This window comes from Neobacillus niacini (genome assembly GCF_000759675.1).
In the GTDB taxonomy this organism is placed as follows: Bacteria; Bacillota; Bacilli; order Bacillales; family Cytobacillaceae; genus Neobacillus; species Neobacillus niacini_A.
On record NZ_BAWM01000152.1, the window covers coordinates 345,753 to 360,707 of the forward strand.

14 protein-coding genes and 1 riboswitch are annotated in these 14,955 nt (G+C 36.2%); of the genes, 5 read left to right on the forward strand and 9 right to left on the reverse strand.

All coding sequences use genetic code 11. The features are described from left to right. The first annotated feature begins 737 nt into the window (after positions 1-737). Entirely contained in the window at positions 738-3,140 is a 2,403-nt protein-coding gene (locus tag TR08_RS28140) for an immune inhibitor A domain-containing protein (protein ID WP_052427655.1), read from the forward strand. Between the two features lie 43 nt (positions 3,141-3,183). Here TR08_RS28140 and TR08_RS28145 read toward each other — a convergent pair whose 3' ends face one another. The 6 genes from TR08_RS28145 to TR08_RS28170 form a co-directional block, all read right to left on the reverse strand. Further along, positions 3,184-3,915, reverse strand: a complete 732-nt coding sequence (locus tag TR08_RS28145; protein ID WP_045523898.1) for a DUF3784 domain-containing protein — start codon at positions 3,913-3,915, stop codon at positions 3,184-3,186. A gap of 134 nt (positions 3,916-4,049) precedes the next feature. Then, positions 4,050-4,547 (reverse strand): L,D-transpeptidase family protein, encoded by a 498-nt coding sequence (locus tag TR08_RS28150; RefSeq protein WP_045523900.1) that lies wholly within the window; start codon positions 4,545-4,547, stop codon positions 4,050-4,052. 61 nt (positions 4,548-4,608) lie between these two features. Next, positions 4,609-6,117: an aminotransferase class V-fold PLP-dependent enzyme gene (locus tag TR08_RS28155; protein WP_045523902.1), complete on the reverse strand. Its 1,509-nt coding sequence runs from the start codon at positions 6,115-6,117 to the stop codon at positions 4,609-4,611. A 120-nt stretch (positions 6,118-6,237) separates the two neighbouring features. After that, entirely contained in the window at positions 6,238-6,585 is a 348-nt protein-coding gene (locus TR08_RS28160) for a hypothetical protein (RefSeq protein ID WP_045524297.1), read from the reverse strand. 146 nt (positions 6,586-6,731) lie between these two features. Continuing rightward, positions 6,732-7,157 carry a sporulation protein gene (locus tag TR08_RS28165; RefSeq protein WP_045523904.1) on the reverse strand — a complete coding sequence of 142 codons (426 nt, stop codon included), beginning with the start codon at positions 7,155-7,157 and terminating at the stop codon, positions 6,732-6,734. 80 nt (positions 7,158-7,237) lie between these two features. Beyond that, positions 7,238-7,379, reverse strand: a riboswitch (cyclic di-AMP (ydaO/yuaA leader). Positions 7,380-7,555: 176 nt separating this feature from the next. Next, positions 7,556-8,284: a polysaccharide deacetylase family protein gene (locus TR08_RS28170; protein WP_052427656.1), complete on the reverse strand. Its 729-nt coding sequence runs from the start codon at positions 8,282-8,284 to the stop codon at positions 7,556-7,558. A 112-nt stretch (positions 8,285-8,396) separates the two neighbouring features. On the opposite strand from TR08_RS28170, the gene TR08_RS28175 reads away from it, so the two are divergent. From TR08_RS28175 to TR08_RS28185, 3 genes are all read left to right on the forward strand, one after another. Beyond that, a complete protein-coding gene (locus TR08_RS28175) occupies positions 8,397-9,185 on the forward strand; it encodes a Cof-type HAD-IIB family hydrolase (RefSeq protein ID WP_045523906.1) in 789 nt (262 codons plus the stop codon). Positions 9,186-9,358: 173 nt separating this feature from the next. Then, positions 9,359-10,240 (forward strand): MerR family transcriptional regulator, encoded by an 882-nt coding sequence (locus TR08_RS28180; RefSeq protein WP_052427657.1) that lies wholly within the window; start codon positions 9,359-9,361, stop codon positions 10,238-10,240. 22 nt (positions 10,241-10,262) lie between these two features. Further along, complete coding sequence (locus TR08_RS28185) at positions 10,263-10,820, forward strand: MerR family transcriptional regulator (protein ID WP_370576418.1); 558 nt, start codon at positions 10,263-10,265, stop codon at positions 10,818-10,820. 323 nt (positions 10,821-11,143) lie between these two features. Here TR08_RS28185 and TR08_RS28190 read toward each other — a convergent pair whose 3' ends face one another. Beyond that, positions 11,144-12,118 carry an acyltransferase family protein gene (locus TR08_RS28190; protein WP_045523912.1) on the reverse strand — a complete coding sequence of 325 codons (975 nt, stop codon included), beginning with the start codon at positions 12,116-12,118 and terminating at the stop codon, positions 11,144-11,146. 275 nt (positions 12,119-12,393) lie between these two features. Between TR08_RS28190 and TR08_RS28195 the strand changes: the two genes are divergently transcribed. Next, on the forward strand, positions 12,394-13,374 hold the full coding sequence (locus TR08_RS28195; RefSeq protein WP_193747867.1) for an NAD(P)H-dependent flavin oxidoreductase: 981 nt from the start codon (positions 12,394-12,396) through the stop codon (positions 13,372-13,374). Between the two features lie 47 nt (positions 13,375-13,421). Here the strand turns inward: TR08_RS28195 and TR08_RS28200 are convergent, their stop codons facing one another. Continuing rightward, positions 13,422-13,907 carry a nitroreductase family protein gene (locus tag TR08_RS28200; protein ID WP_045523916.1) on the reverse strand — a complete coding sequence of 162 codons (486 nt, stop codon included), beginning with the start codon at positions 13,905-13,907 and terminating at the stop codon, positions 13,422-13,424. A gap of 136 nt (positions 13,908-14,043) precedes the next feature. Further along, positions 14,044-14,772 carry a M50 family metallopeptidase gene (locus TR08_RS28205; RefSeq protein ID WP_052427658.1) on the reverse strand — a complete coding sequence of 243 codons (729 nt, stop codon included), beginning with the start codon at positions 14,770-14,772 and terminating at the stop codon, positions 14,044-14,046. Positions 14,773-14,955: the final 183 nt, after the last annotated feature.

Genomic DNA, 14,955 nt, shown 5'->3' on the forward strand with positions numbered 1-14,955 from the left:
TTATTGATTATAAAGTATTTGACATAAGGTTGGACTTCAATTTATGCCCGTGAAACTGGCGGAGTTCTTGTTGGCGATAAAGTAAAAATCAACCTTCAACTTCAAGTTGCAAAAGCTTAAACCACTTAACGCAAGTAAAAAACTCTCCTGCTGGAGAGCTTTATTTTTCTAATTCATTTTTCAAAACTTTCGCTAGTTCGAGCATGGCCATATTTGCCCGCCTTTTCCTCAGCGTCGGAATTATAATTGTGTTATTACATCTAAACGCTTCGTTAAATGGATTGTCCACTCACTATTTTCATTGATGATATATACCTTCTTCAAAAAGAAAATCTCCCCTCGATATTAGAATAATTGTCATTACACTTAATATTTTTAAATAATGAAAAAGATTTTACAGTAGGGTCTTTTTCCTTACTAAAAAATTATTCAATTTATTCTCCATTTTAATTTCAACCTACTTATGACTTCTAGTTTGATACTTAAATATTTTTCAACAAAAGCATGTTCTATTAATATTGTAAATACTTTATTATTATTTTCATAGCACAATTATTATTCCCTATAATTCGATAAATTACTACAAAATAATCGATTTTCCTGTCTTAAACCATGCCATTAGACCTATATTCTAATGAATGCAGCTAAAAATTAAGGGAAATTCTCCTATTGTTTTACCCTAATTTTCTAAATATTATGTTAGTACGGCCGTAATACATTGAAATGGGGAAATAAATTTGAATAAGTTTATAAAAACAAGCCTTTCTTCAGTTATGCTTGCAGGTACTTTATTTGCAGGATTCCCAAGTATTGATGTTCCATCTAAGGATGGAGAACTCTTACATAAAGCGGAAGCCTCTTCCTTTTCTTCCAACAGCTCGCTAGATTTAGCGATTGTGAACGAAGAAAGATTAATAGAATCTTTTATTAAACAAGGGCTCCTCTCAAAAGATGCAACTGAAGAGGAAAAGCAAAAATTCCTTAAAAACTACCTTGAGATAAAAGGTAAACAATCAAAAGTTAAGGAGTCTGACCCATTAGCAGCAAAAGTAAAAGCTGCAGAAGCTGAAAAACAAAGTAAATTTAAAGAATATAATAATGGTTTATTAAATGGAAAAGGAAACAAAAACGGACACTTAAAGGGTAATCCAGATCCTATTCAAGAAACCGCTTACAATGGTAAAAAAAGAGAAGACAAAGTTCTTGTCTTAGCTGTCGAATACGCTGACTTTGCTCATAATAACATTAAGTCGAATGAAACAGATAACTATTATCCTGATTATCCATTAGACCACTATGAAGATATGATTTTTGGTGAGAATGGTGTAAAAGGACCAAATGGAGAAGATTTTGTTTCCATGAAACAATTTTATGAAGAGCAATCAGGCGGAACTTACTCAGTAGATGGTAAAGCCTACGGATGGTTAAAGGTTCCTGGAACTGCGAAGTTTTATGGTCAAGACGGTAAAACTGGGCATGATAACGTAGCCCCCGGTGGTTCAAAACAATTAGTTCGTGATACCTACAAAGCAGCGTTAGATGCTGGTATTCCTATAGAAGATTATGATCTTGAAGATCCTCATGATTTTGATGGTGACGGAAACTTACTTGAAAAAGACGGTTTAGTCGATCACTTAATGATTATACATTCTGGAGTGGGTCAAGAGGCTGGTGGAGGATCACTAGGAGATAATGCTATTTGGTCACATCGCTCAGCATCATTTTACGATTTAGATGGCTTAGGTTCTGGTAAGCCAGGATTTTATGATTACACCATGATGCCTGAAGACGGCGCAACTGGAGTGTTCGCACATGAGTATGGTCATGATCTAGGATACCCGGATGAATACGATACAGTATACTCTGGTACTGGTGAAGCAGTTGCTTACTGGTCGATCATGGCAGGTGGTTCATGGGCTGGTAAAATTGGGGGTACAGAGCCAACTGGATTTTCACCATTAGCAAAATCTTATTTCCAATCGTACCTAGGTGGTAATTGGTCTGAAGATACTGTTAATTTGGACTGGGAAGATGTATCAACAAAAGGAACACAATTTTTACTGGATCAAGCAAACTCTCCAAACGGGAAAAACCCGATTGCTGTAAAAGTCAACTTGCCACAAAAGAAAACTTTTGTGAATACACCATCTGTTGGTAACTTCCAATATTGGGGTGGACAAGCGGATGAAATCGATAGCCAAATGGTTACAAAAGTTAATTTAACAGGAAAATCATCTGCTACATTAAATTTCGATGCTTGGTACGATATTGAAGAACAATGGGATTTTGCTTTTGTTCAGGTTTCAGAAGACAATGGAGCTACTTGGAAATCAATAGGTAATGCAAATACTCGTTCAGACGTAACAAGCCAGGGTTATCCAACAATCCTAAATTCAATGCCAGGTTTTACAGGGAACTCAAATGGATGGCAGGCACAATCCTTCGATTTATCAGCTTTTGCTGGTAAAGACATTCAGCTTCGTCTCCGATATGCTACGGATTGGGGTACTTCTAATATTGGTTTCTTTGCTGACAACATCAAAGTCGTTGCCGATGGTCAAACTTTAGTGGTTGATGGTGCAGAGGATACAGCATCTGCATTTACTCTAAATGGCTTTGAAAAATCAGACGGAAATAAATACTCTGATCACTATTACTTATTAGAATGGCGTAACCATGCTGGGGTCGACAAAGGTCTAGCAAATATTAAACGCGGACAATCATTAATGAACTATGATGGCGGTCTTGTCGTATGGTATGTAGACCCTACTTATACCGACAACTGGACAGGTATTCACCCTGGTGAAGGCTTCGTAGGAGTTGTAGATGCTCATCCAAATACAGACTTACAATGGAGCTTTACAAACGGTGCGGACCCAGTTCAAGCTTCTACACGTTTCCATATCGCAGATGCAGCATTTGGTTTAAGTCCAACTTCTGGATTAGATCTTGTCTATCCAGGTGTTCAAACATTGGTTGGACCAAGTCAACCAGCGGTTTCACTATTTAATGACAGCAACTCTTTTATGAACACATTCATGCCAGAGGCTGGTCGTAAAATTGGAAACTTTGGTCTTAAGGTTCGTGTGAACGGACAAGCTAAAGACAAATCAGTTGGTTCAATTGTAATCTACAAATAATCAACAAAAATCCCACCTCCGCTTTTATGGAGGTGAGATTTTTTTATTGTGTTAATTTTGCTTTTTCACTTAACTGCTCAAACCAAAGCCGTGTCTGCTCAGGATCTTTATCATTAATAAAAATCTTCTTATCTTTCAATTCAATATAAATATAGGGCGACGATCCATTTTGAATAAAGAGCAGGCTTCTTCCGTAATTCTTCACCTTAAAATGTCCTTTTGAAAGTGTAGGCAGACCCACACCATTTGTTCTTACCGTTACCACTGGAAGTTTTTCCATTAGTTCAACCGAAGTTATATCTTCATATGCCCATTCATCCCCATACATCCCTGTAATCTCGAAGCTTTCCTCCTTTGTTACAAGCTCGTAGCCTTGATAGCCAAAATATGAAGTAGCAACCACACCTCCAACAACGGCAATAAATAACGAAATGCTAATGATATAACTGCGCTTGCACTTTTTTGGGACTTCATATTTTGTTAGGTAAATAATACCCCCCATTAAAAATATGATCATAAATCCAAATTGAACTTCTAACGCATATTTAAACGAGGTGAACATGAGCGGGAGCAGAATTAATATGCCAATCGCCGTTATAATAAGCAAACCACCCATCCTCTGAGGGAAACCATTTCTAATTAACTCCTCTTGTTCTTCCTTCGGTCGGGAGGCAAAACCTGAAATAAGCCAATAGACTTCCTTTTTGCTTATGGCCAAACCAAGGATAAGGAATATAAGTATCACACTTATGTGTACCATTAAAAGTCCTAACATTACCAACACCCCTCCTTCGCACTCTATATTTTTTGTCTCATTATACCTTTTCTACGATTAATCATTTGTTTTGGATTCACTTTTCTACCTAAAACGAGGCCGATTCTTATGTATAATCAGCCTTTGTTGTTTTATTATGTTGGACGGATGATTACCCTTGTGCCGTTGGGAACCTTTTCTGCAAGTTGAAGAACATCCCGGTTATGCATTCTAACACAACCATGTGAAACCGCTTTTCCTATTGAACTCGGATCATTCGTACCATGAATTCCATAGCCCTGCTTGGATAGTGAAAGCCACAATACTCCAAAGGGTCCACCCGGATTCATTTGCCGGTTAACAATGACAAATTCGCCAGTCGGGGTTCCAGTTAGCATTTTCCCCACAGCAATCGGATAAATTTTTTCAAGCCTTCCATTTTTGAATAATGAAAGTCTCCTTTTCCCTACCGAAATTTGAATCGAATAGGGGATCGTGTTTGGATCTGGCAGTCCAGGAATTTGAATTCTTTGCCCTACATACAGCTGCTGATGATTAACTCCTGGATTCGCGGCATAAAGACTGCCGAGGCTTACACGATAATCTAATGAAATTTGGTAAAGTGTATCACCCGGCTTCACAATGTGAATCATGATATCCCACCTTTTTTCTTACCAGCATATGATGGGATCTTTCCACCGTTGCCTATCAACACTATACTTCCTCAAGGTTAAACAGTGGTGCCATATCCTTTCGAATGTGTTGATTATAAAAATAATCATTGCTGGCAGGATCGTATACGTAATCCTGTTTCCATTCCTCGATGTTTCTGGTTATCAATTTAATAGCTTCTACAAATAATAAAATTTCGGCATTAGTCATGATTGGATGTAGAGAAAACCGGACCCATCCTGGTTTAGTAGATAAATCTCCTAAATCAATTTTACTGGCAATTTGCTTAGATTTGTTTTGGTCAATTTGCAATAAAATATGTCCATATGTTCCCGCACATGAACATCCACCTCGAACCTGAAATCCGAACCTGTCATTTAACAATCGGACAATGAGATTGTAATGTATGTGGGTAATGGTAAAAGAAACAATCCCAATTCGATTTCGAAGATTTTTCTCTAATACATGCAGATTAGGTATATCCTCTAATCCAGTTAAAAGCAGCTCTAGCTGTTCTTTTTCTCTCGCTAAAATTTGTTCCACACCCATTTGTTCCTTTAATTTTATGCATAAAGCTGTACGAATCGCTTGAAGTATCCCAGGTGTTCCACCATCCTCACGAAGTTCAATGTCATTAATGTATTGGTGTCCACCCCAAGGATTTGTCCAAGTAACTGTCCCTCCTCCTGGGTGATCGGGTACCTTATTTGTATAAATTCTTTTATCAAAAATTAACACACCGCTCGTGCCTGGTCCCCCTAAAAATTTGTGTGGAGAAAAGAGAATAGCGTCGAGTTTTTCCATAGGGTCTTCCGGATGCATATCAATCTTCACATATGGTGCAGAGGCAGCAAAATCTACAAAGCAAAGTCCGCCGTGCCTATGCATGATTTTTGCCAACTGATGATAAGGGGTTTGTAATCCTGTTACGTTCGAGCATGCCGTAAATGATCCAATTTTTACAGCTCTGTCTCGATATTGGGAGAGAAGTTGTTCAAGATGATTTATATCAACATAACCTTTGGAGTCAGGCCTGATAATCTCAACGTTTGCTAATGTCTCGAGCCATGAGGTTTGGTTGGAATGGTGCTCCATATGTGTTAGGAAAACAACAGGTCTATCCCTTTCAGAAAGCTTTATTCTGTCTTTCCATTGCTCTGGTACTCTAATTCCTAAAATTCTCTGTAATTTATTTATTACCGATGTCATCCCAAAACCGTCAAGAATTACGGCGTCATTCTCATTGGCATTTACATGTTCCTTGATAATTTTTCTCGATTGATTATAAATTCCGGTCATCATTAGACTCGTAATATTTGATTCCGTATGCGTATTTGCCATAAATGGACCAAATACATCTGAGATTTTTTGTTCAATTGGTCTAAATAATCTTCCACTTGCCGTCCAATCTGCATAAATAACCGTTTTCTTCCCATACGGCGAGTCAAATTGCTGATCAACGCCGATGATCTGAGACCGAAACTTATCAAAATAATCTTCAAGATTTTCCGGCAGACGATAGCATTTGCTTCCGATCCTTGCGATAATCATACTTCAGCACCTCTCCATAGAATCCTGCTAATTACTATATGCAAAATTCTTTTCACTTGCCGACGATTCTCAAATTATGATAAAAAAAGCCTGATCCATATGGACCAGACTGTAACCCTTTTATAAGTTTGTATTCTTTGATGATTCCTTACGATTCACTTCATCGATTTTTTGAACAAACATGTGAAAAACTCGTTGCTTTTCTTCTAAGTCTTTAATATATTCTTTTAATTGGTTATAACTTTCCTCAAACGGTTTATGGTACCTTTGACGTATACTTTCAATAATTTCTTCGTTCACCGTTGATTGAATGACTTGCTTGGTAATCCCGTATTTGTAAGAATATACCTTTAATTCTTGTGCCACTTCTTCATATTCTTTATCTATTTCGGTAAGGACTACTGAAATATCATCCTTCCACTCTTCTAGTGATTTCTGTAAATAAGATTTAACCATTGTCTCTTCCATCATTGCACCCGCCCTAATAAAGTCTTATGTTAACTTTATTATAACGGTGATTGTTTACATATTAATTGCTAGCAGTTTACAATGCTATATCAATAAATAGGATAATTTTCCGATTTACAATAAATAACTAGTTTAATAGATATATACTATGAAACGACACCTATCATGATTGGGACATTTTGCGTAATATTGTTTGCGTTTCCTAAATCAATATTAATCATTAAGGAATATTGAAAGGTATTTTGATTTTTTTTTATATCGTCAGGAACATTGATTAAGAAAGGAATCTTTCCTGTCTGGTTTGGACTACACTCAAGAGAACAGAAAACGGAATGACTATTTAATGTTTCTTCTACAAATGCCTGTGAATCGATCTCAACGAGATCAATATCGTATCTTTTTATTTTATTTTTTATCAGTCCGCCTGTTATCTCAATGGTACCGTTTATAACGCTTCCGGCTTCGTAAACCTGTTTATCCAAATGGACTATTGTTTTAGGCAAACCAATTTTCAATTTTGTTAAATAATCTTTTAATGTCATTTTCTTCACCTGTTCCCTAAAAATAGGCATAAATAAAAGACCCTCCATATTAGTCAAGCTGCTTAATATGTTTCAAAAAAACAAAAAAGCCCCTGTACTGGTGGTCTCATGACCTCCTTCGCTTTAGCCGACGAAGTTAGCTGACGGGTAGGATGGCGAAAGAGTCATACTCATCCTTTCTACTATTGTAGAATTAACCCCTAGTGATTGGTTCCTCCGTACCGTAATGACGGGTTTTGGCAGTTATATTAAAATTCATATTGACGTAATTTTATCTTCATCCTGATTCGTTGTAAAGAGTGATATTTACCTAAATTAACCGTCTAATCTCCAATTTTATATAAAAACAATGATTTTTCTTTAGAATGCTCATGAATCATCGATATTTGGTACTTATCTTCCTTTTGTCAAAATATAGCTATTATTTTTTAATTAATCATCTTTGCGAACTCTTCAAGAGTCGTAGAATACTTTACATAAATTCTTGGCAAATAAAAGAGCTCATTTTTTCCACCTTTTTTTGTATAGAGTTCTGGCGTTGTCGTCAATCCAAATGAATAATACTTTTTCGTTTCTGAAGCTACACGTTCATTAAAGTTTCCATATGGATATGCTAGTGCAATAACGGGTTTTCTGGTTATTTTTTCAATTTTTTCTTTTGACCCTTTTAATTCATATTGGAGATTTTCTAATTTTGTCAAATCGGGATGAGTAGCTGTGTGGGACTGAACAGAAATCAGACCAGACGCAACCATCTCTTTTAAATCAGATTGTGATAATCGGTTTGAACGACCGATAAAATCAGAAATTATAAAAAAGGTTGCTGTCGGCTTAAAGATATCATCCTTTAGTTTTTGGAGTATCTCAAACGCATTTTGATTATTTTTATAGCCATCATCAACTGTGATAAAAATAGGTTTGTTAACTTTACCTATTTCATCCCAACGTTCAAATGTTAATAATGTATATCCTTTATTTTTCAAAAAAATCATTTGCTTTTCGAAATTCTCAGGCGTTACAAATAACTCCTTTGAGCCTTGCCCCTTATATTCATCGATGGAATGGTAAATTAAGATTGGAACTTTTTGCTGTGCAAGAGCATGCCCTGGCAGGAAAAATATAAGTAGAATGACGACCACTACTCTAAACATATACATAAGCCTCACCTTTTTTCGTCGATGTCTCGACTATTATTCCTCACAAAGAATATTTTCAGTACAATTTAATAATGGTAAACTGAGACAACATACCTAATAAAGGAGCAGTTATATGTCTGAGTATAAGGTTTTATTTTTAGATATTGATGGAACCATCATTAAGCCCGATGATTCCATTGAGGAAACTACAATCAAAGCAATTCGTCAGGTTCAAGAAAAAGGGATAAAGGTTTTTTTAGCAACAGGTCGACCATTACACGAAATCAGAGAGCTTGCTGATGACTTAAAGGTTAACTCGCTTATTGGGTATAACGGTGCTTACGCCATTTATCAAGGTAAAGACCTGTTCCAGGAACCGATGAATAAGAAAACTGTAAAACAATTCATAAATATAGCAAAAGAAAATAAACATGATTTGGTATTGTATACGAGGGACCAAAATATATTTACTGACTTAGAAGCAAAATGTGTGAAAGAATTTATCGAAAAGTTTCACTTACATAAAAACGACAGTTATTCACCGGCCAAAGATTATGAAGTTCTTGGAATGACATTGATTAATTTAGAATCAGGGGATATTGCTTTATATAATCATGAAGATCAAACCCACTTATCCCAAGTAAACGTTGAAGGTATGCACCATTGTTATGACGTAATCAGAGACAAAGTCAATAAAGGGATCGGGGTTGAATATGTACTTAAGCACCTTGGTCTCGTTAAGGAAAATGCGATTGCATTTGGAGATGGCCTAAATGATAAAGAAATGCTGATGAGTGTTGGTGAAGGATTTGCTATGGGAAACGGTCATCCTGACCTTTTTCAGTATGCTAAGCATAAAACCACAACCGTAAATAATTCTGGTATCTATAATGGCTTAAAAACACTAGGGATTATTCAGTAAACCAAAAAGCTGTGCATTGTGCACAGCTTTTTTTGCATGAATTTGTTAGTATTTCGTGATATCCGTCTTGTTTTGATAGCTTTTGTCAACCTGCAGGAAAATGGGGTGCTCCATAGAGAATTTACTATCAATAGATGTTTTTCCGTAAATTAGATAGAAAGGATTTGAACACTATGAAAACTTTCACCTTAAAGGAAGTTTCCAAAAAAATAAATGTTAAACCTGCTACACTAAGAAAATGGGAGAAGGATTTTGAGGAATATCTTGAAATTCCTCGAACAAATCAGGGGGCAAGAATTTATTCACAGGTAGAAATAGATTTACTTTTAGAAATAAAACATATGTATGAAAACAAGCTAAGTACTGCGATGATTTTACAAACATTACAAAAAGGGTATGAACTTGAAGAAGAAGAAGAAGAAGAGATTTCCGAACCTCCAGCCTTGACCCTGGCAATCGTTCCTCAAGAAATTACCCCAGTTTCGAATGAGGAGCTTGCCATTAAGAATGCCGATCAATTTTTCGATGCTATGGACCAATATAAGCAAACTTTTTTAAATGAAGTAAAAGAGGAGATTAGAAATGTTCTTCGAAAGGAAGTAGTTGAAGAGGTCAAAAAGGAAATTTCAGAGGGTGCTCATTATACAGTGAATTCCATTTCTGAATCGATTACGAAATCTACAGCTACTACAAAAGCAGAAATTGAAGGACTTTCAGGTCATCTTGAAAAAAATGCTGAACAAACGACTGAAAGACTTCTATATTTATCAAAAAGTATTGCCAATGCCTCTCACGAAACTTCAGAAGAGATCTATACTCTGTCGAAGCAGTTGTCTGTATCTACTGAGGAACTCGCTCATTACGTAGATATTACAAACACGGAAATCTTTAACCTATCAGAAACGATTGAACAGGACCGTTTAGCGCGTGGGAAAGAACGGGACCAACTCCGCCAGGAAATCACCCAAAGAGAAGCTGCATTCCAGAATTTGTTAACAGGCTTTCGAGATGTAGCAGCCGCAAAAGAAAAGAAGTGGTGGAAATTCTGGGAGTAAAAATATCAAGACACTTGCTGCTATGGTCAAATTTTTCAAGCAGGGGGGAATTATTATGAACACTAGCGAAGTTGCAAAATTATTAGGGGTTTCAGCTAGTACAATTCAGCGATGGGTAAAACAGCTAGAATTGCCCATGGAGCGGAATGAGCGCGGACATTATCATTTTAATAACGAGGATATTGAACTTCTAAAAAATATTCAGACGCAAATTCAACATGGAACATTGCTTCAAGAAATTGCTCCTGTACAAGAAAAGAAAGCACGTAAAGGTACAGTTAAAACAATTGAAAACAGTGCTGAACTTGAAAGATTGTATTCGATTGTCAGCGAATTAGAAGCAAAGGTGAATTCTAAAGCAGACTCCGTAGCCTCCTATCAGCTCCTGCAGCACCGCCGAGAAATCGAGGATCTACAAAGCCAAGTGATTGAATTATCGAAACAAGTGGAATCCCTCCATTCACAGCTATATGAGATAAAGAAAACTACTATGCCTGATAAATCACTAACATTAGACCAAGGTAAAGTTAATAGAAAAAAGAAGAATATTGTCAGTTCGTTGTTTGGATTTTTAGGGTAGTAAGAAAAGCATAAACGCCTTGCACAGGGAAAAAAGCAGTTCATTTTTTCCTAGGGGCGACAGGCATAAGACGAGCCGGCGAGAAGGTTGATCTTTACCTTCTTGACGGATTGTATGAAATGTGGAGGCGACTGCCCTGGGACGAAAGCATTAGACGACCTCTGCAAGAAAGCGCTTTTTGCCTTCTTCAGGGGGTGGCTTATGACTCGAGTCCCAATGAGCCGAAACTAGACACGCTTATGACCCCGAGCCCCTAGGCGATGAAGCTAGACAAAAAAGCCGAAAGTGTTTTCGAACACATTCGGCTTTTTATCTAACCAACATCATATTTTTAATTCAACAAGCGGCCGCGTATATTTTTTTATCATATAACTGCCAAGAACAATACAAACCATGAAGGAGAATGCAAGTAAGAATAAATAATTATCGGAGATGGCATCCGGTAAAATAAATTGAATTGATTTAATTATAAACCCATGGAATAAGTAGACATAAAGTGTTCTTTCACCTATTTTCGTTATTCGATACTGATTCGATGGGATTAAAGGCAAGAAGCCAAAAACTACAATTAACGTTAAAACATATTGCAATGCTCGCAGCAGTCCATCACTAAGCTGCATTCCTCCCATATTTTCATATGATGTATCTCCTAACAGCCATGGAACGGCGTCTTGAGGAAAACTTAATCCAAAAAATAAAAAAGTCATGATGATAATGACTACTCCTGCTGGAACTGCGAACTTTGCCCCAATTACTCGTTTTAAGTGATCACCATTCAATAAGAATCCCAATAAAAAGTACGGAAAGAAAACGAACGTCCGAGATATACTTAAAAAACTTCCTGCATTTTCAAAATAACCAATAGCTATTCCAAGTATAACGGCAATGATTAAGCCAACCCATTTTAATCTTGCAAATACGTAAAGCAGTAAATTCCAAAAAAATAAACTTAATAAAAACCATAATGACCAATGTGGCTGGAACAGATCAAATTCAAGCGTTTTTTCCTTACCCACTAAATAATAAACAACTGAATAGATAATCTGAAAAATAAAATAAGGTATCAATATTTTTTGAACAGCTTTCCGTAAATACCCTTTATTTTTATATCCTTTGGCAAAATATCCAGATATCAAAATAAATGCTGGCATGTGAAACAGAAATATTACAGTATATAAAGTAAATAAAACTTTATCCTGTTCCTTATACGGGCTAATCATATGCCCGAAAACAACAAGAAAAATTAAGATGAATTTCGCATTATCAAAATACTTACTCCTACTTGTTGTGGAAGACATCAAATCCCTCCTAAATTTCTCACACAAAGATATATTAATAAAATTTCACACCTATTCTACACTATTTTACCTTAGTAATGTTACAAAGGGATTTAATAAAAGTAACTTTTTGTTTCGTTAAATTTACAATTTCAAAATAATAATCTTAATTTCCTATGCTTTTATAACCATTGGTAATAAATGCTATAACCAACTTTTATGACCTGATGATAAAAATCACATACACGAAAAATGAATCATGGTAGTATGCAGAGTAAGTTCTACATTCTTAAACAATGAAACGAGGTTATAAATTGAATTTTCCACAATTAAAGATTGCACATATTATGCCAAAGGTTCCCATTTTTCAAGGTGGTATGGGGGTGGGTATTTCATTAAGTAAACTTGCGTCTGCTGTAGCAAATGCTGGTGGCGTTGGGATCATATCAGGTACAGGTATTTCAACGGATGAAATGCGAGATCATATTAGAAAAGCAAAAAGTTTAGTACAAGGGGCAGGATATATTGGTGTAAATGTATTGTTTGCGATGAATGATTTTGCAGAAAAGATGAAAGCGGCTCTTGAGGAAAAAGTTGATTTTATTATTTCGGGGGCAGGAATCTCAAGGGATATGTATGCTTGGGGAAGACAGGCAGGCATACCCGTCATTTCCATTGTTTCTTCAGCCAAATTGGCCAGAATTTCAGAAAGGCTTGGTGCTGCAGCTGTTGTGGTTGAGGGCTTTGAAGCTGGTGGACATCTTGGCACGGACAGACCCATGTTTGATATTCTTCCGGAAGTTGTGGAAGCTGTATCGATTCCGGTTATTGCAGCAGGTGGAATCATGACTGGCAAGGATATTGCAAAAGCCATTGCAATGGGAGCTTCTGGGGTTCAGATGGGCACACGGTTTGTAGCGAGCGAGGAATGTGATGCACCACTTGCATTAAAACAGAAATATGTTGATGCACGTAAAGAAGATACGATCTTAGTAAAAACAACTGTGGGCTTACACGGAAGAGTAATTTCAAATAACTTTTCAAAATTAATTAGCGGGCCTGACAAATTGAAAATTGCAAAATGTCATGATTGTTTAAAAAATTGTTCTTATCGCTTCTGTACACTTGATTCCCTGCTTACAACAGTTGGAGGAGATGTCGAAAATGGACTTGTCTTTGCTGGTGCACGAGTAGATGAAATCAAAGATATTCTCCCAGTTCAACAAATCATAGATAATCTCACATTAGAGTATCAACATGCTGTGAACACTCAATAAGCTTGAAATAACAAAGAGACAACCACTTTTCGCGGTTGTCTTCTTTGTTAAGGCAAATTTTTAATTTTATTCATGATGGACGTTCTTGGTTTTGGGTCTGGTATAATCTCGGGATAACCAATTCCTAACACGCCAATAAGATCATAGTTAGATGGAACACCTAGAATTTCTCGATTTTTTGCCGTTATCCCGATAGACGACCAAAATGTTCCTACCCCTTCTGCCCATGCTGCTAAATTAAAGTTTTGTATAAAACATGCTGTCGCCATTGCATTTTCCTCTTTTTCAATCGCTGTTGCACCATGTTTAGATAATACAGCAATCAGTACTGGTGCATTTCCAAAATTCGTTTTATGATTCAGTTTTGCCCTTGTATCAGGCCCAACAAAATAAACTTCCCAAGGTTCTGTCATTCGGTGATTTGGAGCCATTTTTGCTGCTTCCAGCCAAGAATAAATTAAGTCAAGTTGAACAGCATCGGATTTGAACTTTTTAATATTCCTCCGGCTTTTAATGACATCAAGGATATCCATTTTATCCTCTCCTTTATCTGTTGAAAATCCAAGTGATTTTTTTCACATTAATCTATCTTATGTTCCGTTTTCTAAAATGTTTGCTGCCCAAAGATTCTCAATTTAAAGTAAGCTCGCCAATACACGAGCTTTTAAATTAGTATTCTTTTGTTCCTTCTAACTGATATTTTGGCTGTAATCCGCCCCCGCCTATGCTGAATAAACCCTTTTTGAAACCAAGCACAATGAAAAAAAGCGCTTGAACAAAGAAGAAAATTCCCCACGCTTGAGCTGGAATAAAAGCCGTTAATTGAGATAAGTTGGTTGCGTCCCCTGCAGCGTGTGGCTGAATCAAACTGATGATAAAAATATCATATGCTGTGCTAACCGATTCCACTAATAATACCGAAGCAATTAACAACACTAGGTTATGGATTACCTTTTGACTTCCTATAATAAGCAAAGCTAGAAATAAAACCCCGAAGGAAGCGAGCCAAAATAAACCATAGGGATTACGGACCCATAATATAATATTGATTACGATTAATCCTAATAGCATATCGATGAAAAGGGTATGCTTTTTCTTTTTAATTAACCAAAACGATACGTACGCCATGAAAGAAGAAATCATATAACCTGCTGCACAAGTAATAAAATCAATAATCCAAATCGATTGTGTTCCGTGTGTAACTCCGTCTGCATTCATGTACAATGAAATCGATTCAACATTGCCTCCAAATAAAGCCATAAATGCATGACTAGATTCATGGATCATGGTATTAATGATTCTAAAATAATCACCTATTATTGGAATTTGTATTAAAACGAATGCCAACCCAATGAAGAGGAAAAATTTAATACTAAACTTTTCTTTTAAATAATCCAAATTACATTCCCCTCTTTTCATTAAATTTGCCTATTTTATTTCCATCTTAACATTTTTCTTTATATTCTGAAAACTTTCATGTTCGATTATCTTTACTAAAAGTGATCTTCAAAAAAAGAAAGATATTCGACAAACTAACAACTTTTATGTTATTATCAAGTTGTTGCTAATTAATTAAAATGA